The sequence below is a fragment of the Streptomyces sp. NPDC088732 genome (assembly GCF_044751205.1).
GTDB lineage: Bacteria > Actinomycetota > Actinomycetes > Streptomycetales > Streptomycetaceae > Actinacidiphila.
Genome location: NZ_JBIVLI010000017.1, coordinates 181,425 through 203,594, shown reverse-complemented (window position 1 = coordinate 203,594; position 22,170 = coordinate 181,425). Strand labels below are relative to the sequence as shown.

At 71.4% G+C, this 22,170-nt stretch carries 22 protein-coding genes; 4 read left to right on the top strand and 18 right to left on the bottom strand.

The features are described from left to right. Positions 1 to 40: 40 nt before the first annotated feature. The 3 genes from ACIP9H_RS27915 to eccD all read right to left on the bottom strand — a co-directional run bounded on the left by ACIP9H_RS27915 (position 41) and on the right by eccD (position 4,551). Positions 41 to 2,284 carry a polyribonucleotide nucleotidyltransferase gene (locus tag ACIP9H_RS27915; RefSeq protein WP_401591146.1) on the bottom strand — a complete coding sequence of 748 codons (2,244 nt, stop codon included), beginning with the start codon at positions 2,282 to 2,284 and terminating at the stop codon, positions 41 to 43. Positions 2,285 to 2,576: 292 nt separating this feature from the next. Continuing rightward, positions 2,577 to 2,864, bottom strand: coding sequence for a 30S ribosomal protein S15 (rpsO, locus tag ACIP9H_RS27910; RefSeq protein WP_018562610.1), 288 nt, complete (start codon positions 2,862 to 2,864; stop codon positions 2,577 to 2,579). 217 nt (positions 2,865 to 3,081) lie between these two features. After that, a complete protein-coding gene (gene eccD / locus ACIP9H_RS27905) occupies positions 3,082 to 4,551 on the bottom strand; it encodes a type VII secretion integral membrane protein EccD (protein ID WP_401591149.1) in 1,470 nt (489 codons plus the stop codon). A gap of 295 nt (positions 4,552 to 4,846) precedes the next feature. Here eccD and eccCa point away from each other — a divergent pair, with 295 nt between their 5' ends. Further along, complete coding sequence (eccCa, locus tag ACIP9H_RS27900; protein ID WP_401591152.1) at positions 4,847 to 8,797, top strand: type VII secretion protein EccCa; 3,951 nt, start codon at positions 4,847 to 4,849, stop codon at positions 8,795 to 8,797. 75 nt (positions 8,798 to 8,872) lie between these two features. On the opposite strand, the gene ACIP9H_RS27895 is transcribed toward eccCa, so the two are convergent. After that, complete coding sequence (locus ACIP9H_RS27895; RefSeq protein WP_401591155.1) at positions 8,873 to 9,310, bottom strand: hypothetical protein; 438 nt, start codon at positions 9,308 to 9,310, stop codon at positions 8,873 to 8,875. Between the two features lie 84 nt (positions 9,311 to 9,394). Continuing rightward, a complete protein-coding gene (locus tag ACIP9H_RS27890; protein WP_401591157.1) occupies positions 9,395 to 9,787 on the bottom strand; it encodes a VOC family protein in 393 nt (130 codons plus the stop codon). A gap of 65 nt (positions 9,788 to 9,852) precedes the next feature. On the opposite strand from ACIP9H_RS27890, the gene ACIP9H_RS27885 reads away from it, so the two are divergent. Next, positions 9,853 to 10,392, top strand: a complete 540-nt coding sequence (locus ACIP9H_RS27885) for a GNAT family N-acetyltransferase (protein ID WP_401591160.1) — start codon at positions 9,853 to 9,855, stop codon at positions 10,390 to 10,392. Between the two features lie 33 nt (positions 10,393 to 10,425). Here the strand turns inward: ACIP9H_RS27885 and ACIP9H_RS27880 are convergent, their stop codons facing one another. Continuing rightward, the gene (locus ACIP9H_RS27880) at positions 10,426 to 10,944 is read right to left on the bottom strand and encodes a GNAT family N-acetyltransferase (protein ID WP_401591163.1); all 519 of its coding nucleotides are present in this window, start codon (positions 10,942 to 10,944) and stop codon (positions 10,426 to 10,428) included. Positions 10,945 to 11,101: 157 nt separating this feature from the next. On the opposite strand from ACIP9H_RS27880, the gene ACIP9H_RS27875 reads away from it, so the two are divergent. Next, complete coding sequence (locus ACIP9H_RS27875) at positions 11,102 to 11,506, top strand: SRPBCC domain-containing protein (RefSeq protein WP_401591165.1); 405 nt, start codon at positions 11,102 to 11,104, stop codon at positions 11,504 to 11,506. Between the two features lie 22 nt (positions 11,507 to 11,528). After that, entirely contained in the window at positions 11,529 to 12,227 is a 699-nt protein-coding gene (locus ACIP9H_RS27870; protein WP_401591168.1) for an alpha/beta fold hydrolase, read from the top strand. A gap of 92 nt (positions 12,228 to 12,319) precedes the next feature. Here ACIP9H_RS27870 and ACIP9H_RS27865 read toward each other — a convergent pair whose 3' ends face one another. The 12 genes from ACIP9H_RS27865 to mycP form a co-directional block, all read right to left on the bottom strand. Further along, positions 12,320 to 12,637: a hypothetical protein gene (locus tag ACIP9H_RS27865; RefSeq protein WP_401591171.1), complete on the bottom strand. Its 318-nt coding sequence runs from the start codon at positions 12,635 to 12,637 to the stop codon at positions 12,320 to 12,322. Positions 12,638 to 12,645: 8 nt separating this feature from the next. Then, positions 12,646 to 12,975, bottom strand: a complete 330-nt coding sequence (locus ACIP9H_RS27860) for a hypothetical protein (protein ID WP_401591173.1) — start codon at positions 12,973 to 12,975, stop codon at positions 12,646 to 12,648. A gap of 3 nt (positions 12,976 to 12,978) precedes the next feature. Then, positions 12,979 to 13,737: a hypothetical protein gene (locus tag ACIP9H_RS27855; RefSeq protein WP_401591176.1), complete on the bottom strand. Its 759-nt coding sequence runs from the start codon at positions 13,735 to 13,737 to the stop codon at positions 12,979 to 12,981. Then, positions 13,737 to 14,063, bottom strand: a complete 327-nt coding sequence (locus ACIP9H_RS27850; protein ID WP_401591179.1) for a hypothetical protein — start codon at positions 14,061 to 14,063, stop codon at positions 13,737 to 13,739. Before ACIP9H_RS27850 ends, ACIP9H_RS27855 begins: the two co-directional genes overlap by 1 nt. Before the next feature lie 248 nt (positions 14,064 to 14,311). Then, positions 14,312 to 14,836 (bottom strand): hypothetical protein, encoded by a 525-nt coding sequence (locus tag ACIP9H_RS27845; protein WP_401961400.1) that lies wholly within the window; start codon positions 14,834 to 14,836, stop codon positions 14,312 to 14,314. 34 nt (positions 14,837 to 14,870) lie between these two features. Then, positions 14,871 to 16,391: a putative T7SS-secreted protein gene (locus ACIP9H_RS27840; RefSeq protein ID WP_401591185.1), complete on the bottom strand. Its 1,521-nt coding sequence runs from the start codon at positions 16,389 to 16,391 to the stop codon at positions 14,871 to 14,873. Positions 16,392 to 16,415: 24 nt separating this feature from the next. Further along, positions 16,416 to 17,111, bottom strand: coding sequence for a hypothetical protein (locus ACIP9H_RS27835; RefSeq protein ID WP_401591187.1), 696 nt, complete (start codon positions 17,109 to 17,111; stop codon positions 16,416 to 16,418). 23 nt (positions 17,112 to 17,134) lie between these two features. After that, positions 17,135 to 17,485 (bottom strand): hypothetical protein, encoded by a 351-nt coding sequence (locus ACIP9H_RS27830; RefSeq protein ID WP_401591190.1) that lies wholly within the window; start codon positions 17,483 to 17,485, stop codon positions 17,135 to 17,137. 51 nt (positions 17,486 to 17,536) lie between these two features. Next, a complete protein-coding gene (locus tag ACIP9H_RS27825) occupies positions 17,537 to 18,904 on the bottom strand; it encodes a S8 family serine peptidase (RefSeq protein WP_401961396.1) in 1,368 nt (455 codons plus the stop codon). An 85-nt stretch (positions 18,905 to 18,989) separates the two neighbouring features. Continuing rightward, positions 18,990 to 20,453, bottom strand: a complete 1,464-nt coding sequence (locus ACIP9H_RS27820) for a hypothetical protein (RefSeq protein WP_401591195.1) — start codon at positions 20,451 to 20,453, stop codon at positions 18,990 to 18,992. A 56-nt stretch (positions 20,454 to 20,509) separates the two neighbouring features. Beyond that, on the bottom strand, positions 20,510 to 20,830 hold the full coding sequence (locus ACIP9H_RS27815) for a hypothetical protein (RefSeq protein WP_360916109.1): 321 nt from the start codon (positions 20,828 to 20,830) through the stop codon (positions 20,510 to 20,512). Between the two features lie 21 nt (positions 20,831 to 20,851). Further along, on the bottom strand, positions 20,852 to 22,150 hold the full coding sequence (gene mycP / locus ACIP9H_RS27810) for a type VII secretion-associated serine protease mycosin (protein ID WP_401961393.1): 1,299 nt from the start codon (positions 22,148 to 22,150) through the stop codon (positions 20,852 to 20,854). Positions 22,151 to 22,170: the final 20 nt, after the last annotated feature.

The following is a 22,170-nucleotide window of genomic DNA, read 5'->3' as shown; positions in this document are numbered from 1 at the left end:
TTGGTGGAGGGGCGGGCCGTCACGCGTGTGGAGCGGTCGGTCACTGCTCGGACGCGTCCTCGGACTTGTCGTCGGCAGCGGCGTCCGCACCGTCTTCGTTCTCTTCGCCCTCAATGACGGGGATCAGCGAGAGCTTGCCGCGCTGGTCGATCTCGGCGATCTCGACCTGGACCTTGGTTCCCACGGGGAGGACGTCCTCGACGTTCTCCACGCGCTTGCCGCCGGCCAGCTTGCGGATCTGCGAGATGTGCAGCAGGCCGTCCTTGCCCGGGAGCAGGGAGACGAAGGCACCGAAGGTGGTGGTCTTCACGACCGTGCCCAGGTAGCGCTCGCCGACCTCGGGCATCGTCGGGTTGGCGATGCCGTTGATGGTCGCGCGGGCGGCCTCGGCGGACGGGCCGTCGGCGGCACCGATGTAGATGGTGCCGTCGTCCTCGATCGTGATCTCGGCGCCGGTGTCCTCCTGGATCTGGTTGATCATCTTGCCCTTGGGGCCGATGACCTCACCGATCTTGTCCACCGGGATCTTGACGGTGATGATGCGCGGGGCGTTCGGCGACATCTCGTCCGGAGTGTCGATCGCCTCCATCATCACGTCGAGGATGTGCAGACGCGCGTCGCGGGCCTGCTTGAGGGCCGCGGCCAGGACCGACGCCGGGATGCCGTCGAGCTTGGTGTCCAGCTGCAGCGCCGTGACGAACTGCTTGGTGCCGGCGACCTTGAAGTCCATGTCGCCGAAGGCGTCCTCCGCACCGAGGATGTCGGTGAGGGTGACGTAGTGGGTCTCGCCCTCGATCTCCTGCGAGATCAGGCCCATGGCGATACCGGCGACGGGGGCCTTCAGCGGCACACCGGCGTTCAGCAGCGACATGGTGGAGGCGCAGACCGAGCCCATCGACGTGGAGCCGTTGGAGCCCAGCGCCTCGGAGACCTGGCGGATCGCGTAGGGGAACTCCTCGCGGGTCGGCAGGACCGGCAGCAGCGCCCGCTCGGCGAGCGCGCCGTGGCCGATCTCGCGGCGCTTGGGGGAGCCGACGCGGCCGGTCTCACCGGTGGAGTACGGCGGGAAGTTGTAGTTGTGCATGTAGCGCTTGCGCGTCTCGGGCGCCAGCGTGTCCAGCTGCTGCTCCATGCGCAGCATGTTCAGCGTGGTGACGCCCAGGATCTGGGTCTCGCCGCGCTCGAACAGCGCCGAACCGTGCACGCGCGGGATCGCCTCGACCTCGGCGGCCAGGGTGCGGATGTCGGTGACACCGCGGCCGTCGATGCGGACCTTGTCCTTGATGACGCGGGCGCGGACCAGCTTCTTGGTCAGCGAGCGGTAGGCGGCGGAGATCTCCTTCTCGCGGCCCTCGAACTGCGGCAGCAGCTTCTCGGCGGCGAGTGCCTTCACGCGGTCCAGCTCGGTCTCGCGGGCCTGCTTGCCGGCGATGGTCAGCGCCTGCTTGAGCTCGTCCGCGACGGCCGACTCGAGCGCCTCGAACACGTCGTCCTGGTAGTCCAGGAAGATCGGGAACTCGGCGGTCTCCTTGGCGGCCTTGGCGGCCAGGTCGGCCTGCGCCTTGCACAGCACCTTGATGAACGGCTTGGAGGCGTCCAGGCCGGCCGCGACGATCTCCTCGGTCGGCGCCTCGGCGCCGCCCTCGACCAGCTTGATCGTCTGGGTGGTGGCCTCGGCCTCCACCATCATGATCGCGACATCGCCGTCCTCGAGGGTGCGGCCGGCGACGACCATGTCGAAGACGGCCTCCTCCAGCTCGCTGTGCGTCGGGAAGGCGACCCACTGGCCGCGGATCAGCGCGACGCGGACGCCGCCGATCGGGCCGGAGAACGGCAGGCCGGCCAGCTGCGTGGAGCAGGAGGCGGCGTTGATGGCGACCACGTCGTAGAGGTGGTCGGGGTTGAGCGCCATGACCGTCGCCACGACCTGGATCTCGTTGCGCAGGCCCTTCTTGAAGGACGGGCGCAGCGGGCGGTCGATCAGACGGCAGGTGAGGATCGCGTCCTCGGAGGGGCGGCCCTCGCGACGGAAGAAGGAGCCGGGGATCCGCCCGGCCGCGTACATGCGCTCCTCGACGTCCACCGTCAGCGGGAAGAAGTCGAGCTGGTCCTTCGGGTGCTTCGAGGCGGTGGTGGCCGACAGCACCATGGTGTCGTCGTCCAGGTAGGCCACGGCCGAGCCGGCGGCCTGGCGGGCCAGACGGCCCGTCTCGAAGCGGATCGTACGGGTGCCGAAGCTGCCGTTGTCGATCACGGCTTCGGCGTAGTGGGTCTCGTTCTCCACTATGGGGATTCTCCTCTTTCGTGCCCCCGGGCGTCTTCCCGGTGGCCGTCGGTGGAGGGGCGTCCCGCCGGGCCGGTCTTCGATCGAAGCCACCGGGACGTACGTGCTGCCCGGCGGCCACTACCGAGGACCGGCGCTGGTGGCGCTTAGGAGGACGCTCCCTCCGCATGCTCTATGGCGTTGTGTATGGGACCAGCCTACAAAGCTTCGGCCCCGCTCTCGCGCCCAGCGCGGTACCCCACGTACGCCAAGGGAGCGGCTCCCGTACGGGAACCGCTCCCTCTACGGCGTCTCAGCGGGCGCCGGCCGCACCGCGGCGGATGCCGAGGCGGTCGACGAGCGCGCGGAAGCGCTGGATGTCCTTCTTGGCCAGGTACTGCAGCAGGCGGCGGCGCTGGCCGACCAGGATCAGCAGACCACGACGGGAGTGGTGGTCGTGCTTGTGGGTCTTGAGGTGCTCGGTGAGGTCCGAGATGCGGCGCGAGAGCAGCGCAACCTGGACCTCGGGGGAGCCCGTGTCGCCCTCCTTGGTGCCGAACTCGGCGATGATCTGCTTCTTCGTCGCGACGTCGAGCGACATACGGTCTCCTTGTGTGTCGGTGCCTTCGAGCGCCCCTGGTCTGTGTCACAGGGGAATCTGCGATGACTCGAAAGGCGGGACGCGCCGCACGGGGGCAGACGCATCGGTTACACAGAGTACCACCCCGGGCCCGGTGCGATGTCCGGATCCGGGGTGGCGGGCACCACGTGTGAGCGGCGGGGCGGCGGGACCGCCCCGGACGGCGTGACGGCCGGTCTCAGCCGCTCGTCATGCCGCGGGCCTTGGCGTACAGGTCGAGGACGGCGAGGCAGATCGGGATCAGCGAGAGCAGCACCGCGGCCTCGGTCAGGTCCAGCATCCGGCCCCAGAAGGGGGTGACGCCCTTGTTCGGGACGATCAGGGCGATCGCCACCAGGAGGGCGGCGCCCAGCGCCACCGCGGCCGACAGCCACACGGTGCGGATGTCGAGCGAGGAGTGGTTGCCGCGCATCAGGTCGGTGAGGATCCCGGACGGCAGGTTGAGCGCGAGCCCGGCGACCAGCAGGCCGATCGTGACGACGCCCGCGACCATCAGCGTCACGACCTGCGAGGTGTACCGGAACAGCCGGGCGCGCATCAGCGTCGCCAGGCCCATCACGAGCGCGAGCAGCTGCGCCCAGGCGCTGTCGGAGAAGCCCAGTACGACGCCGGCGGAGCCGACGATCGCGGCGGAGCAGCCGGCGACCAGGCCGAGCAGCAGCTCGTGGCCGCGGCGGGCCTGGTTGGTGATGACCTCGAAGTCGACCGGCTCCTCCTCGCCCTGCCGCTCGGCGTCCCCGCGGTGCCGCATGGCGACCTGGTCGGGCGAGCGGAAGCCGATCGGCAGCCGCGCGAACCGCGCCGACCAGCCGGGCAGGAACCCGACCACGGCGATCATGACGACGGCCGTGACGGCGGCCGCCTCGCGCGGCGCGGCCTCGGTGAGGATCGCCACGAAGGTGGCGAGGGTGCCGACGCCCGCGGTGAAGGACGCCGCGACGAACGGGGCGTCACCCTGCGGCAGCAGCAGGACGAGCAGCACGGACGCGGTCAGCACCACGACGCAGCCGATGAGGAAGTGCAGCCGGCCCGGGCCCTCGCCCTTGTCGACACCCATCACGCCCGAGCCGGCGACCAGCAGCAGCGGCAGGGAGGCGAGGCCGAGGGCGACGGCGGAGTGCCGGTCGTCGTACACCCGGGCGCGCACGCCCGCCAGCGCGACCAGCACCAGGCCCGCGGCCCCGGCGAGCACACCGGGCAGGCCGTGCATGTCGTGCTCGGCCGGCTCGGAGAACCACAGCACGAAGGCCATGAGGACGAGCAGGACCACACCCGCGGTGAGCCCGACACCGCGCATCAGGGCGTCGTTCCAGCTGCGCCGGTCGGTCTGCACGGCGGCGGCGACCGCGTCGACCACATCGTCGAAGACGGCGGGCGGCAGCGAGTCGGCGAAGGGACGCAGGAGCAGCAACTCGCCGTCGTGAACGCGCTGTTCGGTCAGGGAAAGGGTGTCGTCGAGCACCCTTCCGTCCCTGCGGACCAAGTTGTACCCGGTGGGTGCGGCTTCTTCCGGGGTCTGGCCCGACAGGCGCAGGATCTCCGGATAGATGTCGGAGAGCGGCACGTCCTCCGGGAGTGCCACGTCGATCCGGCTGTTCGGCGCCGCCACCGTGACTCTGCAGAATCCGGTTGCTGAGACCGTGCTCACCTGGAGTTGTCCCCCTCGTCCGGCGGTGGGTGGTTTGGGGTGGCAGTGACGCGGCCGTCCAGGGTCGGACCCCCGTCCGCGCTGCGCGATCCGTCACCCTACCCCGTGCCCCAAGTCCCTTGCCCCCCACCCGACCCACTGCCTCGCGGCTGTCATGCCCAGTAGGATCGCCACCTGCCTGTGGTCCAACGCCCGGCCCCCGAAGGGCCGGTGCGCGACCGGGACGTGTCATACGGGGGACCGTCGCCACGGGGGCGGCCCGAAACTGCGATTCGCGTGAAGGACTGGTGCATCGGTGAGCGTGGTCGTCATCAAACGCCCGCCGCGGGTATACCCGCCGGAGGTGCCGAACGAGGAGGTACGGCTCGTCGCGCCGCCCGAACTGCCGCGCGGCGAGGACCAGGGCCTGCTGATGAACCTGCTGCCCATGCTCGGCATGGGCTCGTCGGCCGCCTTCTTCTTCCTGCCCACGGGGAGCGGGGGCTCCGGCGGGTTCATGAAGATCATGGGTGTGCTGATGATGGGCTCCACCCTCGCGATGGTGGTCGCCCAGATCGTCCGCTCCCGCAAGGGCCCCTCCGGCCAGATGGCCGAGGCCCGCCGCGACTACCTCAAGTACCTGGCGCAGGTGCGCCGCGGGGTCCGCAAGACCGCCCGCAAGCAGCGTGACGCACAGTATTACCTGCACCCCGCTCCCGAGCAGCTGTGGGCGCTGGTCGCCGAGGGCTCGCGGGTGTGGGAACGCCGCGCCTCCGACGCCGACTTCGCGCAGGTGCGGGTCGGGCTCGGCCCGCAGCAGCTGGCCACCCCGATCGTCGCGCCCGAGACCGCCCCGGTCGACGAACTGGAGCCGCTGACCGCGCACTCGATGCAGCAGTTCATCGCCGCGCACGGCTCGCTGGACAACCTGCCGCTGGCGGTGGGGCTGCGCTCCTTCTACCACGTGACGATCTCCGGCGACCCGGACACCGTCTACGGCCAGACCCGCTCCGTCGTCGGCCAGTTGTGCTCCCTGCACTCCCCCGAGGACCTGGTCGTCGCCGTGGTCGCGGCGCCCGGCGCCCAGTCGGAGTGGGAGTGGACGAAGTGGCTGCCGCACGCGCAGCACAAGGAGCAGGACGGCGCCGGTTCGCGCCGGCTGGTCTGCGGCGATCTCGGCGAGGCCGAGGAACTGCTCGCCGACGAGCTGGACGGCCGGCCGCGCTTCAACCGCGACGGCCAGACGGTCCTCGACCAGCCGCACGTGGTGATCGTGCTCGACGGCGGCGGCGTCCCCGCCGACTCGGTGATCGCCTCCGCCGAGGGCCTGCAGGGCGTGACGATCCTGGAGGTCGTGCCCGGGGAGCTCGACGAGATGCGCGGCTCGCTGTCCATCCAGGTCTGGCGCGACCAGCTCTACCTGGAGGCCGGCTCCGGCACCTTCGTCGGCACCCCGGACGTGCTGTCCCCCGTGCAGGCGGAGTCGCTGGCGCGGCAGCTGGCGCCGCTGCGCCTGGGCGCGGCCGACGCCGACGAGCCGCTGCTGGCGAACCTGGACTTCACCGACCTGATGGGGATCGGCGACGCGTCCTCGGTGGACGTCTCGCGGACCTGGCGGCCGCGGACCCTGCACGAGCGGCTGCGCGTGCCGATCGGCCTCGGCGAGACCGGCGAGGCGGTCATGCTGGACGTCAAGGAGGCCTCGCAGGAGGGCATGGGCCCGCACGGCCTGTGCGTCGGCGCCACCGGTTCCGGCAAGTCGGAGCTGCTGCGCACGCTGGTGCTGGGCCTGGCGGTCACCCACTCCTCGGAGACGCTGAACTTCGTCCTGGCGGACTTCAAGGGCGGCGCCACCTTCACCGGCATGGGCACCATGCCGCACGTGTCGGCGGTCATCACCAACCTCGCCGACGAGCTGACCCTCGTCGACCGCATGCGCGACTCCATCACCGGTGAGCTCACCCGCCGCCAGGAACTGCTGCGGCAGTCCGGCAACTACGCCAACATCACGGACTACGAGAAGGCCCGCGCGGCCGGGGCCGCGCTGGACCCGCTGCCCTCGCTCGTCCTGATCATCGACGAGTTCTCCGAACTGCTCGCCGCCAAGCCCGACTTCATCGAGATGTTCATCCAGATAGGCCGCATCGGCCGGTCGCTGGGTGTGCACATGCTGCTCGCCTCGCAGCGGCTGGAGGAGGGCAAGCTGCGCGGCCTGGACACCTTCCTGTCGTACCGCATCGGTCTGCGCACCTTCTCCGCCGCCGAGTCCCGCACGGCGATCGGCGTGCCGGACGCGTACCACCTGCCCAACGTGCCCGGCGCGGGCATCCTGAAGTACGGCACCGACACGATGGTGCAGTTCAAGGCCGCGTACGTCTCCGGCACCTACCGCGCGCCGGGCACGCGGACGGCGAATGGGGCCCGCATCGACCGCTCCCCCGTGCTGTTCACCGCGGCGCCGGTGCCGGTGCGCATCCTCACCGAGCCGGAACCGCAGGCGCGTCCGGGCGCAGTGGACGACGCGCTGGCCGACACCGTCCTCGACGTGATCGTGGGCCGCCTCGAAGGGCAGGGCCCGCCCGCCCACCAGGTGTGGCTGCCGCCGCTGGACGAGCCGTTCAGCGTCGACCAGGTGCTGCCGCCGCTGACGGTGAGCGCCGAACGCGGCCTGCACGCCGACGGCTACACGGCGACCGGCAAGCTCGCGGTCCCGGTCGGCCTGGTCGACAAGCCCTTCGAGCAGCGCCGCGACGTGATGTACGCCGACATGTCCGGCTCCGGCGGCCACGCGCTGGTCGTCGGCGGCCCCCAGTCCGGCAAGTCCACCCTGGTGCGCTCGCTCATCGCGTCCTTCGCGCTGACCCACACCCCGAAGGAGGTCCAGTTCTACGCGCTGGACTTCGGCGGCGGAGGCATGCTGGCGCTGGACGGGCTGGCGCACGTCGGCGGGGTCGCCTCGCGGCTGGACGCGGAGAAGGTCCGCCGCACGGTCGCCGAGGTGCACGGCATCCTCAACGCCCGCGAGGAGTTCTTCCGCAGCAACGTCGTCGACTCCATGAACACCTTCCGCTCCCGGCGGGCGGCGGGGCACTTCCCGGACCAGCCGTGGGGCGACGTGTTCCTGGTCATCGACGGCTGGGGCACGTTCAAGACCGACTACGAGCAGCTCGACCCGGTCATCAACGACATCGCCACCCGCGGCCTCGGCTTCGGCATCCACCTGGTCGTCACCGCCACCCGCTACACCGAGATCCGGCCCGCGCTGCGCGACCAGATCCTCAGCCGGCTGGAACTGCGGCTCGGCGACCCGATGGAGTCCGAGTTCGACCGCCGGCGCGCCGAGAACGTGCCGGTCGGCAAGCCGGGGCGCGGGCTGTCCCCGAAGAAGCTGGACTACCTGGCGGCGCTGCCGCGCATCGACGCCTCCTCCGCCGTGGAGGACCTGTCCGAGGGCATGGCGCAGTTCGTGGCCCAGGTCAACGCCAACTGGCCGGGGCCGGTCGCGCCGAAGGTGCGGATGCTGCCGACGATGCTCCCGGCGACCGAGCTCCCCAAGGGCGGCGACTTCTCCGACCGCGGCATCGCGATCGGCGTCGACGAGCTCACGCTCTCCCCGGTGTTCGTGGACTTCGAGACCGATCCGCTGATGGTGGTCTACGGCGAGAGCGAGTCCGGCAAGTCCTCGCTGCTGCGGCTGATCGCCAAGCAGGTCAGCGAGCGCTACGAGCCCGGCAAGGCGCTGTTCGTGGTCTCCGACTTCCGCCGGGCGCTGCTCGGTCAGGTGCCGGAGAGCCACATGTACAAGTACTGCGCCTCGGGCCCGCAGTTGCAGGAGGTCATGGAGTCGCTGGCCGGCTCGATGGGCCGCCGGATGCCCGGCCAGGACGTGACGCCGGAGCAGCTGCGCAACCGCAGCTGGTACACCGAGCCGGACGCGTGGGTCTTTGTCGACGACTACGACCTGGTCGCGACCTCCATGGGCAACCCGATGCAGGTGCTGATGGAGTACCTGCCGTTCGCCCGCGACCTGGGCCTGCGCATCATCCTGTCGCGCAGCACGTCGGGCGCCTCGCGGTCCTCCTTCGAGCCGTTCCTCACCCGGACGAAGGAACTCGGCGCGACCGGGATCGTCCTGTCCGGCGACCCGGGCGAGGGCCCCGTCTTCGGCAGCACCAAGGCGGTCAAGCTGCCGCCGGGGCGGGCGCAGTTCCTCACCCGGCGGCGCGGCAACCAGCTGATCCAGACCGGGTTCCTGCCGGAGAGCTGACGGCACGGGGCGGGGCGGGGACGGACCGGGTGTCCGTCCCCGCCCCGTTGCCGTGGGGAGGCCGTGGGCTGCCGGTCAGTCGCGCCGGGTGGGCGGGCGGTAGGCGGGCGGGACGTCGCGCGGGTCGGCGGCACCGGCGCCGTGCGCTTCGGGCGGGCCCTGCGCGTCCCGGTCGTCCCGCTCTTCGTCCCGGTCCTGCTGGTCCCGCTGGTCCTGCTGCTCGAACCACCGCGCGGCACGCTCACGCGCCTCGGCGCGCTCCTCGGGGGTCATCCGCTCGTCGTTCCGGCGCAGTTCGGCCATGCGGTCACCGACGGCTCCGCGCCAGACGTCGGAGTCCAGGGCCTCGCGCATGCCGAGACGGCCGTTCAGGACCTCGCGCGCCATGTCCTTCAGCGGGCCGGTCACCCTCGGGTTGTCCGCCAGCGTCCTGAGCGCCTTGTGCAGGCGGCGGGCCTGCTCCGGGTCGGCGGCGACCTCCATCAGCTCGGCGTCGCTGATCTCCTTGCTCATCGGCTCGGTGCCCCCGGTCGTGTGCGTCGCGAGAAGGGTGTGCGGGCCATCGTGCCACTCCCCGGCACAGGACGGCGACGTACCTCAGGAGGTACCGGGCGACGGCACGAAGGACGCGTCGATGACGCAGAAGCGGTTGCCCTCGGTGTCGGCGAGCACGACGAAGTCGGGGTCCGGCGGGTACAGGTCCCAGTCGACGCGCCCGGCCCCGAGGGCGACCAGCCGCTCGACCTGTGCCGCCTGATCGGCGGCGTCCTCGGCGTACAGGTCGAGGTGGACCCGCGGGTGCTCCTGGACGGGGGTGGCGCTGCGGCCCACGGCGATGCCGGGGCCCGCGCCGCCCTCGGCGGGGACCAGCACCGCCCAGTCGTCCCCGACGTCCCCGTCCCGCGGCACGTACCCGAGTGCGGCACCCCAGAAGGCCGCGGCCCGGTGCACGTCCGCGGCTCCCAGCACGATGGTTCCCAGGCTCAGCATGCCTCGATGATGGCAGCACCCACCGACACCGCCCCTGCCGCGAAGCCTGCTGCGAGGATGGGCACATGACCCGTATCCGCGTCGACGTGGCCCACACCGCCGACCTGGACGGCGCCGTCCTGGACGCGGCACGCGCCCTGCTCGTCGAGGCCTTCGACGGCGGCCTGGACGCCGCGGACTGGGAGCACTCCCTCGGCGGCCTGCACACCCTGGTGTGGGAGGGCGCGGAGCTGATCGGGCACGCCGCCCTCGTGCAGCGCCGTGTGCTGCACCGCGGACGTGCCCTGCGGGCCGGTTACGTCGAGGGGGTGGGCGTGCGCGCGGACCGCCGCGGGCGCGGTCACGGCGCCGCCCTGATGGACGCGCTGGAACGCCGGCTGCGCCGCGCGTACGACCTGGGCGCGCTGGCCGCCGCCGACGGCGCCGGAGGCTTCTACGCGGCCCGCGGCTGGCGGCCGTGGCGGGGACCCACCTCCGTGCTCACGCCGTCGGGGGTCCGGCGCACCCCGGAGGACGACGACTGCGTGTACGTGTTCCCGGTGGCCGCGCCGCTCGACCTCGACGGCGGCCTCGTGTGCGACTGGCGGGACGGCGACGCCTGGTAGGCCCGGCAGCCGGTCCGCCGGTCGGCCGCCGCGTCAGCCGGCGGGGGTGAGCTCCAGCCGCCAGTCGTTGCAGCGGATCGGATGGCCGGCGGGGTACTCGAAGTCGCACTCCTCGACGAGCGTGAAGCCGAGTCTGCGGCAGATCGCGTTCGACGCGGGGTTGTCCACCTTCGGGTACGCGTGCAGGGACCGCGGCCCGTCCCCGGCCGACGCCGCCTCCGTCGCCAGCCCGATGATCTCGCGTCCCGCCGCCACGGCAATGCCGCGCCCCTGGTACTCCGGCAGGACGCTCCAGCCCGTCTCGTACACCGTCTCCCCCCGCCAGGTCCGCTCCCAGTAGCCGATGGTGCCCGCCGGTTCGCCCGTGGGCGACAGCACGATGCGGAACATCCCCCCGCCGCCGTGCCGCTCCAGATACCGCGCGTGCCGGGCCCGCAGTTGCTCCTCGCTCTCCGGGCCCCCCAGGTGCGCCATCATCTCGGGCGCGTTCGTGCGCCGCAGCAGGGCGAGATCGTCCTGCCCCCACGCTTCGATCCTCACCTCGACGGTCATGCCCCGGCTCCTCTCCTCGCTCCTGCCGATGAGATCACGAGGGTCGGACATCGGGGCGGGCCGACCGATGAGTCCGGGGCCCGCCGCCGGTCTGCCCCCTCGTGAGAAGGAGTGCGCCGCACACGCTCCGCCGCCGTACCGAGGAAGGCATGCCTCCATGAACGACATCACCGTCACCCGGGTCTTCGACGCGCCGCTCGCCAAGGTCTGGAAGGTGTGGACCGAGCGCGAGTACTTCGCCCAGTGGTTCGGCGCCCCGCTGCCGACGGTCGTCAGCGACGTCCGCACCGGCGGCACATGGAGCGCCACCGTCACCACCCCCCAGGGCGACATGCCGCTGGGCGGCACCTACCGCGAGGTCGTACGGCAGGAGCGGCTGGTGTGGACGATGGGCGGCCCCGACGGCGCCGAGGTCGTCATGGACGCCGCGTTCACCGACCACGGCGACAAGACCGAGGTCGTCTATTGCCAGCCCGACGTCCCCGCCGAGCACTTCGCCCGGACCGAGGCGGGCGTCCACCACATCCTCGACAGCTTCGCCTCCGTCCTGGCGAGGGCATGACGGCAGGACGGAGCCCGCGACCGTGACGACCACAACCTACGCCCTGATCCCCGGAGCGGGCGGCGACAGCGCCTGGTACTGGCAGCTCGTGGTGCCGGAGCTGCGCCGCCGCGGCCACGAGGCCCTGGCGGTCGAACTCCCCACGGACGACGACACGGCGGGGCTGGAGGAGTACGCGGACGCGGTCGCCGCCGCCGTGGGCGACCGCGAGCACCTGGTGCTGGTCGCCCAGTCGATGGGCGGGTTCACCGCGCCCCTGGCCTGCGAGCGTCTGGGCGACCGGGTCGAACTGCTCGTCCTGGTCAACGCGATGATCCCGGCCCCCGGGGAGACCGCGGGGGACTGGTGGGCGAACACGGGCCAGCCCGGGGCCCGGCGGGCGCTCGACCTCGCCGAGGGCCGCCCGCCGGACGCGGACTTCGACCCCCTGGTGACCTTCTTCCACGACCTGCCGCGGCCCCTGGTGGAAGCGGCCCTCGCCCGGGAGCCCCGCCAGTCCGACACCCCGTTCGGCGTCCCCTTCCCGCTGCCGGCCTGGCCGGACGTGCCCACCCGTGTCGTCGCCGGCCGCGACGACCGGCTCTTCCCCGAGGAGTTCCAGCGACGCGTCGCCCGCGAACGCCTCGGCGTGGAGGCGGACGTCCTGCCCGGCGGCCACCTGGTGGCACTGAGCAACCCGGCGGGCCTGGCGGAGCTGCTCGTGGGCCACCGGACACCTTGACGCGGTCCACAACGCGACCGCGGGGCACCCGGGCCTCTCCGGGGCCCTGCGGCTCCCGCCGGCCGCCTGGTGACCGGGACCGGCGCTGCGGCTCACATCGGCAGGTGCTTGGTGAGGGTCATGACGGCGAACAGCAGCACGAGTCCGCCGCAGCTCCAGCCCGCATGCCGCAGCCGCCGGCCGCGCCATGCGAGCCACGCGGACAAGGAGACGAGCAGGGCGGCGATCAGGCCCGCGGGCGAGAAGTCACCTGCCACCGCAGTACCGACGAACACCGCCCAGAGCCCGAGCGCGAACACGGCTCCCGACGTCAGACCGACCCCACCGAGAAATGCACCGGCACTGCTGCCCGCGTCACGCTCGGCCACGTCCGATTCCGGCTCCGGCTCGGGTTCGGGTTCCGGGAACACTCGGCCTCCTACCGTGCGTCACGCTGCGCCTGGGCGAAGCGCAGGGCTTCCGCCTCGTGCTCCGCCCTCTCCTGGGGGCTCATCTCGGCCCACGTCCGGCGGAAGGCACGCACGCGCTCCCCGAGGGCCTCCGCGTAGGCGGGAATCCGCAGGGCTTCGCGCAACCCGACCCGGCCGGCCAGCACTTCGGCCGCCATCTCCTGCAGGACGGGGTCCCCCGCGCCGCCCTTCGCGAGACGGCGGAGCTGTTCGCGGAGGACCCTTGCGCGCACGGGATCGACCGCCGGCCCGAGCAGTTCCGCTTCGCCGACCTCGAAGGCGTCTTCTTCCCTCCGCACACGTCACCTCTGTCCCGGCAGGGCAGGCCCCACTGCGGGATTGTCGTAGGCCGCCCCGGGAAGCGGGACGTCGTGGAACGCGGTGGCGAGACCGCCACCCGCCTGCTCGACGGCCCCGAGGGCGGCGTTCACCAGGCGCTGTGCGGCGTTCACCGCCTGGGTCGCCTCGCCCCAGAGTTCGACGATGCGCGCGATCTCGAGGGCCGCCGCTCCGTACCCGACGGCGGCGCCCCAGCCCGTCCAGGAGGTCATGGTGCCCGCCGCGGCCGAGATCGCCGCCATGGCAGCGGCGTCGGCGATGCCGCTGAGGACCGCGCCGACGGCCTCCGCGGCGGACCAGACGCCGTGGGAGATCACCTTGTACTGGGTCCCGAGGGCGTCGAGTTCGGCCTGCAGGCCGTCGCAGCGCCCGGCGATGCCGTCGAAGTAGGCGCGGGCGGCGTCGGCCGCGTTGCCGTCCCAGGTGCTGTCGACGCAGTCCCTGCCGGCACCGATGTTCCTGGAGACGTCGCCGAGTGTGCTGCCGAGCCGTTCCCACACCTGGGCGCACTTGGCGTAGGTCTCCCAGTCGCCGGCGAAGTACTCCTTGGCCTCGTCCATGGGTTGGAAGCCGAGGGCGACGTCGCAGATCTCCGCCATCCAGAAGGCGGGGCTGATGAGGTCGCCGGCCTGGTTGAGCACTTCGAGCGGGCTGTGGAACTCAGCGGGCGCACCGGGCGCCACGAGGTGCCGTGCCGGTTCCACGACGTCGGCAGGACCCATCACGTGCCGCCCCGGTGTCCGGCCGCGGGCCGCAAGGCGTCAACCCGCGCGGCCTCCGCCCGGTCGGTCACGCGGTAGTACGCGGCGGACCTGGTCAGTTCCGCGGCCGACGCCTCCAGCAGGGTGCGCAACTTCTCGCAGGTGGCCGCCATGTCCCGCAGCACGGTGCCGTGGACGTCGAACACCTGGCTGCACAGGCCCTGGGCGGATTCGGCGACCGTACCGTGGCGCCTCAGATAGGCCCCGCCCTCCGCCACATCGCCCGCGGCCCTGTCGATCAGGCGTCCGTACCCCTCGAGGTCCTCCGGGCAGACCTTGAACACCACATGCCCTCCCGCCCGGACCGCGGGTCGTCGCGGCCGTCGTCGATTCCACCGCGCACAACGACAGCCGGTACGGCGGGACACTGCCGCGCGAACCGATCCACCGGGCGAATCGGTCCTGCACGCAGCATCGGGGCACGGGCTTGACGGCCCGCGTCACGACGGGAGCGGATCGCTCCCCGGGCGAACGCTCCCCGGACGAAGGACGACCCGGGCACAGGCGCCCGGAACGAGCACCGCGCCGCGTACGGTCAGGCGCGGGGCGCGGCGCGCAGCACCAGCCACACGGGCAGGTCCTCGGTGCCCTTCCGGTCCGGGGTCCAGCCGAGTTCCCGCGCGACCGCGAGGGCGCGCGCGGCGCCGATCTGCCGGAAGTAGCTGTCGTCGATCTCGACCCGGCCGTCGCGGTGGCGCCACACCGTCCCGCTGCTCTGCCGGCCCAGGAGGATCGGCGCGCGGCCGTCGAGCAGCGCGCGGAACTGGTCCTCCAGCCACGGCAGATCGCCGGAGCACTCGCGGCGCATCCGCTTGCGGTTGAGCCACATCCGGCGCCGCCACCGGAAGCGGCGGCCGCTTCCCGGCGGTGCCGGCACGTCGATGTCCCAGACGAAGGCGAGCGGGAAGAAGACCGTGAAGTAGCCCACCACCAGCAGGAGGTAGGGCAGGAGCCAGACCGCCGCCAGACAGGGGAACCACACCCACTGCAGCGTGTAGCGCAGCCGCGCGCCCGCCAGGGACTTCGGGGACCGGACCGCGGTGCGGGGGTCGGTGTGCATCACATTCATTGGGGCAAACCTGTCCGGTCTCTGCTCATCCGAAGGGATTGGCTCGGGAAATGCCGTCCAAGACCCTACCGGCCGTCTCTCGGGCGTGGTCGATCGATTCATGGACCTTGTCGGACGCGTACTGCACGTCATCCGTCACCAGGCGCACGCCTTCGGTGTACAGGCCCTTGGCCCCGGTGATCGCCTCGTAGCCGCGCGCCGTCCAGGAACGCGGGTCGACATAGTGCCGCACCACATTGCCGGCGTCGTCCATCACGGGCTTGACGGAGTCGGCGATGGCCGGGATACGCCCGAGCGGGGTGTGTTCGACGAGCTTCGGTACCACCTGGTCGAGGGCGCTCCCGAGCCGGCCGCTGGCCGCGCGGTACAGCGTCGAGTCGCCGAACTCCTTCGCCACGGCGATCTGGAAGCGCTCCTTGAACGTGTCGGCGGTGATCTTGACCGCGTCGACCTTGCCGCCGATGATGCCCAGCGAGCGCATGCCCTCGCGCTCCGCGTAGTTCCAGGCGCTCCCGCCGACCGAGGCGACGATGTCGTCGGCGCGCTTGAAGGCGTCGGCCGCCTTCGACCCCATCTGCAGCACGTTCGAGGGGATCGAGACCCCCTTGAAGGCGCCCTTGAGCACCTTGCCGCCGCGCGCGAGGTCCCCGAAGGGGATGAAGCCCGCGATGTCGAGCCCGATGTCCGTCCACGAGCCCTTCTTGGAGCCCGCCGCCCAGCCCGCGGCGTGGAAGGCGAGCGCCCCGCCGTTCAGGACCATGCCGATGGCCTCGAAGACGACAGCGCCGATCACGGTCTCCGAGAAGACGACCGCGAGCACGTCGCAGGCGGCACTCGCGTACCCGAGCCAGTCGCCGATCTTGTAGAGGGTGTCGGCGTGCTCCTTCATCCACGCCCAGACGTCCCCGGCAAGCTCCTTGATCTTGTCGCCCAGACCCTTGAGGGCGTCCATGAAGCGGTCGAAGAGACCGGGCTCGTCGGGCGCGCGTTCGGCGGCCTTGCGGACCGCGGACGCCGCGGTACGCGCCGCCTTCTCGTGCTCACCGAGCAGATCCTGCGCCTTCTTGATGACGGCGCTGAGGTCGCCGGTCGCGTCGTTGACCCTCTTGACCGCGAAGTCCAGGCGCTGTTGTGCGTTCTGCAGGGCGGCATCGGTGTCGAAGGTCTGCCCCGCCAGCTTCAGGTCCGGATCGCCCTCGGCCGCCTTGAGAACGCGGCGCGCCTCGGCGGCCTCCGTCTCGTAACGGGCGGCGAGCGTCTGGAAGTCCACGAGCTGCGCCTGCCACTGGTGCAGGCTGTGCGCGGCGTCGATGAGCGAGCCGTAGCCGTCGTTCAGGTACTTCGGCAGCTCACCGACCTTCTGCGCGAAGCCGGCTGCGGCATCGCCCTCCCAGATCCCGTCGCTTCGGCCCAACCGGGTGAGGGTGGAGTGCGCCTGGTGCAGTTCGTTGCCGACCTTGCTCAACGTGGTGACAAGGCGCTCCACGGAGGCGGGTATGCCCGGTGCCGGATCGAAGCCCAGGGCCTCGTAGGTCATGGTGCTCATGGTGTGCGGATCCTCCCTGGGCGCTCAGCCGAACGTACGGGGCTTCGGGGCGGACCCCGCAGCGACGGGCGCGTCGTCGGCGCCGAAGGTCACGGTGTCGGCGATGTCCGCGAGGACCGCCTGGTACATGAAGAGGTCCTGCACGTCGGAGGTGCTGAGGCAGAGCAGCAGCACCTTGTCCTCGTCCGGGAACGGCACCCAGACCTCGACCCGGACGAAGAACCGCTCGACAACGCCTTCTTCGGCGTTCGCACCCCCGTCGCGCTCCCATACGGCGCGACTGCCCCCCACCCGTACGACGGCGGGTCCGGCAGGCAGCGCTATCAGCTGGACGGTGCCCTCTTCGCCGGCCTCGCGCGCCAGCAGTTCGGCGATGCCCGCGGCCGCCAGCCCCGGATCCGGCACGTCCAGCTCGCGCACGCTCACCAGCAGGCTGCAACGGCTCACCCGTTCGGGGGGCGTCGCGCCGTCCGAGGTACCGCCGATGGGGAAGACACCCAACGCGTTGTAGACGGCGCCCTCTTCGGCGAGCTGCCGGGAGTTGGCCGCGTACATCGCCTTCATCAGCATGCGGAGCGGTTCCAGCTCCTCCGCGTCACCCCAGTAGTCGCGGGCGAAGGCGCGCATCTGCTCGTCGAAGGGGTCGTCCTCGACACCGAGGCCGAGGGGTATCTCGTGGAAGTCCTGCTGCACCTGGAATCGGAACGCCGGTATCGGCACCGGCGCTGTCCCGGTGGCGGCCGTCACTGGGCGCCGCCCTTGCCGGCGCTTGCGGTGCTTCCGCCGTTCCCGCCGTTCGCGCCGTTCCCGGACGTGAAGGACGCGGCGATCTGCTGCTCCAGGGTCGCGTACACCTGATGCGTCGCCTTGAGCCCCTCCGTGATCCCGCCCGTCGCGTCCGCGATCAGCCCGATCCCGTACCCCCAGGCGTCCTGGAACTCGTCGCAGGCCGCCTCCAGATCGGCGAAGCCGGAGCCCTTCGGGCCGATGTCCTTCAGGACCTTCATCGCCGAGCGCATCTCGTCGGCACAGTTCCCCAACTGCGTACCGAGATCAGCGAGCGCGTCGAGTTCCACCTTGTAGTAACCGGCCATGGCCGATGTCGTCTCCCCGTTGAATGTGTCGGACGTGCGAGCGGCTGTGCGTTACTGGCGCCCCGAACCCCACGACGAGGGCGGCGGCGTCTGCTGCTGCTGCCCCCCGTACGGGTTGTTCTGGGCGTACGGATTGACCTGCTGCTGCGGCGGCTGCGGACCGCCGTACGGCTGATACACGCCGCCGGGCGCACCGGGACCGCCCGGACGGTCGTTGCCGCCGCCCTTGTTGCGGCGGGCGATCCTGACGATCACGAAGACGATCAGAGCGAGGACGAGGAGGCCGACCAGGCCGATCGCACTGAGGGCGATGACCTGCTTGCGGTCGGCCGCCGCCTGCTCGTCGTCGCTCATGGCACCGCCGGTGGCGTTCGGCGCGGTGGCCGACGGGTCGGGCGTGGCCCCTTGGCCGCCGTCGTTCTGCCCCGTCTTCAGCGACTCCGGCACGGCCAGCGGACCGTACGTGGGCCCGGCGGGGATGTCCCGGGTGAGGGCGGCCAGGGGCTGGATGAAGCCGTAGCCGTAGTGCTCGTCCGGGAGAGCGAGGCCCTTGGCCGACGCGGGGAGCCCGGCGGTCCTGGTCAGGCGGTTGACGATCTGACCTGCGGTCAGATCCGGGAACTTGGCGCGCAGGAGCGCGGCGGCCGCGGAGACGAACGCCGTGGAATCGGATGTGCCGGTGCCGGACCGGTAAGCGGTGTCGGACTTCGTTCCCGCAGCGAGGATGAACGTCGCGGGCGCCGTCAGGAGCAATTGCGGGCCGTAGTTCGAGTTCTCCCAGATTTGCGTGTCGTTCTTCACGCCGCCGACAGCCACTGCGCCCGGATAGCCGGCCGGGTAGCCCGTTTCGGAGCCGTCGTTACCCGCACCGGCCACGACCAGGACGTTCTTCTGAAGCGCGTAGGCGATCGCCTCCGCCTCCGCGTCCAGCCTCGACGACCCCTCTGACGAGATGTTGATGACCGACGCGCCGTGATCAACGGCGTACCGGATCGATGAGGCGAAACCACCCGTGCTGCCACCGTCATCGCGGATGTCAAGGATCTTGGCCTCGGGAGCGAGCCCCATGATGCCCTCCGAGGAATCAGGGCCGTGGCCGTGACCGGCAATGACCGAAGCCATCTCCGTGCCATGTGACTCATTGGGGCCGGGGTCGGTGGAGCCCCCATCCATGAAGTCCTTGCCCTCGATCACATTTCCCTTGAGATCGACATGGTTCGCGTTCACCCCGGAGTCGATGACGGCTACGGTCACCCCCTTGCCCCGCGTGATCTTCCAGATGGCTTCTGCGTCGAAGGCGACGAGAGGCCACTGCTTGTCCCTGACGTCGTCAGCCGCCGCCACCGGCGCCGAAGCGAAGATCAGGGCACTTGCGAGCGCCGCCCCACCTGCGATCCGCAGCATTCGCGCGAGAGCCACCTGAACGTCCTTTCCTGGGCAGGTCGGAGGCACAGCCAACAGCCGTACCCCCGAGCCTTTCTACATCGTGCGGTGGACCAATTGGTTACTCGATGACCCGAGGAGCGTTGTTGCGCTCGGGTGTCCAGGTCTCCTCGTCCTCGACCAGATAGTCGGGACGCTCGCCGTCGCGCCGCTCTTCCTCTTCCGCCCGATCGGTCTGGCCGCGGCCCATCATGCGGTTCGCGCCCTTGCCGACGTTGCTCCCGCCCGCGCCCGTGGCGCCGCGGCTCTTGTGCAGGCCCGAACCGCCCGGCGTGCCTCGGGTGCCGGACCCGGTGCCCTTGGCCGCTCCCACAACGCCGCCACCGCGACGGGCAAGGCTGCCCCCTCGTCCTGCGGTGGCACCGCCCCGGCCGCCTGCCCCAGCGCCCGCACCGCCTGCGCCGGGCATGCCACCTCGGCCGGCCGCGCCCGCGCGCCCCGCACCTCCGGCGCCGGAAGCAGGGGCCTTGCCACCGCGTCCGCCAAGGCCGCCCAAGGCGCCCGGAAGACCGGCACCGGCGCCGCCGACACCCGCGGTACCACCGGCTCCGGGGGCACCGACTCCACCGACGCCGCCACCGATGCCGGCGGTGCCTCCGCCGTACCCACCGGTGCCGGTCGTACCCCCGGCGATGCCGTCGATGGCCGTACCGACCTGAGGCTTCGTACTCGAAGGCGGCTTCTGCACCCCACCGGTGATGCCGCCTTCCCGGGGTGACTTCACCTCCTTGACCGGCGTCACCGTGCCGGTCGAGGTCCGACCCGTCGGGCGACGTGAGGACTCCGTGCTCGGCTGGGTGATTTCCGGAGGCAGCATCACCGGAACGGGCGCGACCCCGCCCGGATCCCCCGGGTAGTCATCACTGTCGTTGACCCGGCCCTTGGGCGGCGGCTTGACGGTCCACGTCCCCATCGCACGCGACTGCGCGTTGTACCCCGCGCCCAGCTGCTCCATCTTCACAGCCATTTCGAGCTGCGCTTCCTTGCCCGCCGACAGCGAGCCGCGGCTGCGGTCGAGCGCGGACTGCGTGTCCACCCCGTTCGCGAGGTCGGTGTGCAGCTGCGCGTCGCTGCGGTCGAAGCCGTCGCCGAGGGCGTCGCCCCAGCTGGACAGGGTGCCGGGCTTCTCCATCGCGTCGACCTGCGGCTTGATGGTCTTGAGCACGGACGCCGCGTTGGTCATCGCCTGCGAGGTGTACTTGGCGTACGTGGAGCAGTCGGTGATCATCTTGCTGATCACCGTGGCCTGCGCGCGGAACCCCTCCGCCGCGGCGCCGTCCCAGTGCTGGGTGATGTGCTCGACGGCGGCGTCGAAGACGGCCTTGGCGCTGCCGGATCCGGTGACCAGCTGGTCGTGCACCTGGAGCCAGCCCTGGGCGCAGGACTCGACCTCCACGTGGTCGGCGTTGGCGAGCATGGCCTTCATCTGGTCCATGTTCTTCGTGCCGGCGAAGTTCGTGGTGTGCTCCCCGGCGTAGCACTGCGTCGGGGCCTGGTACTCGTAGTAAGTTCCCTCGTCAGCCATGATGCGTGTCCCCCTTTGCGACCGGCACGACGATCATCGATCCGCGCTTGATGTGTTCACTTGCCGCTGCCGGACATGCCGCCCTGCGCGTCGTATTCGGCGTCCGAGTAATGGCCGTGCACCTTCTTGGTCTTGCCACCGAAGTCGTTCATGACGCCGTGGATGTAGGCCACAACCGACTCGATGTGCGTCTTCATCTCCTCGTGCGCACGAGCGAGTTGATCGGCTTCCTCGAATGCCGATCCGAGCGCGCCGGGCGGCAGGTAGGTGTCGTTCTTCGCGCAGACGTTGGCAACGCCCAATTGGCTGATCACCCCGTTGAGCTTGGTGATCGTGTCCTCCAGCTCACTGAGATCGACCTTGTACTGGTCAGTCATCGTGTCGCTCCCCGTTCCTGCTCATGTGTGGATCCCTCGCTTGCGACGCCAGTCGCCGAGGACGACCCCGCCTCCCACCAGCAGGGCAATGCCCCCGGCCGCGCCGCCGACCGTGTAGACGGCGTAGCGCTCGATGCGTTGCTCGGGGCTCTCGCCGAGGACGACGGTGGCGGCCTCGATCTTCTCGTGGCCACCGGGGTTGACGACCGGGTCGGGCGTCGGGGCGGCCTGGGGGGTGGTCGCGTCGTCGTTGACCGCGGCGACCGGGTCGACGACGCCCCAGCCGACGAAGTCGTCGCGGCCGGGCTTGCCGCGGTCGGCGGTCTGCTCGATCTGGGTGATCACCTGGCGGTAGGTCCAGTCGGGGTGCTTGGCCCGGATGAGGGCAGCGACGCCGGAGACGTACGGGGCGGAGAAGCTGGTGCCCTGGTCGATGCAGTGGCCGCCGTAGGGAACGGTGGAGACCATGTCGACGCCGGGGGCCGCGACGCCCACGAAGGGGCCCGGCTGGGAGAAGTTGGCGCGGGCGTTGTCGCGGTCGGAGGCGCCGACGGCGAGGACGCCGTCGTAGGAGGCGGGGTAGGTCGGCTTGACCTTGCCGTCGGCGCCGTCGTTGCCCGCGGAGGCGACGATGAGGACGTCCTGGTCCTTCGCGTACTCGACGGCCTGCTCCAGGGCCGAGTCGGGCGGCATCCTGGAGGCGGTGTCCTGGGAGATGTTGATGACCTTGGCGCCGCTGTCCACCGCGTAGCGGATCGCCTTGGTCATCGTCCTGACCGTGCCGCCGCCCTGGTTGTCGTTCTGCCGGATGGCGAGGATCGAGGCGCGCGGGGCGATGCCGACGAAACCGGTGTCCGGGGCGGGTCGGGCGGCGATGATGCCGGCGACCTTGGTGCCGTGGCCGACGTCGTCCTTGGTGCCGTCGCCGTTGCGGTCGAAGACGTCCAGTCCCGCGTGCTTCTTGCCGGCGCCGCTGCCGATCTCGCGGGTGACGGCCGTGGCGAGCTGCTTGTTCTGGTCGTCCACGCCGGTGTCGATGACGGCGACGACGACGCCGAGGCCCTGGGTGTCCTGCCAGAGCTGGTCCAGGACGATGCGCTGCAGCGACCACGGTGTGCCCGCGATGGGGTCGGACGGGAACGAGCACTGGGTGTCGTCGATCTGGAAGCGCTCCCCCAGGCCGCCGTCGTCCGCGAGGACGGTCCGCGCGCCGTCGGCCGGGGCGTCCACCGCGGGGGCGGCACCGGCGGCGGGCGCGGCAGCCGGTGGGCCGAAGGCGGTGATCGCCGCGGCTGCGGCGAGTGCGGCGGTGCGCCTCACGGCGTGCGATCCCACTGGTG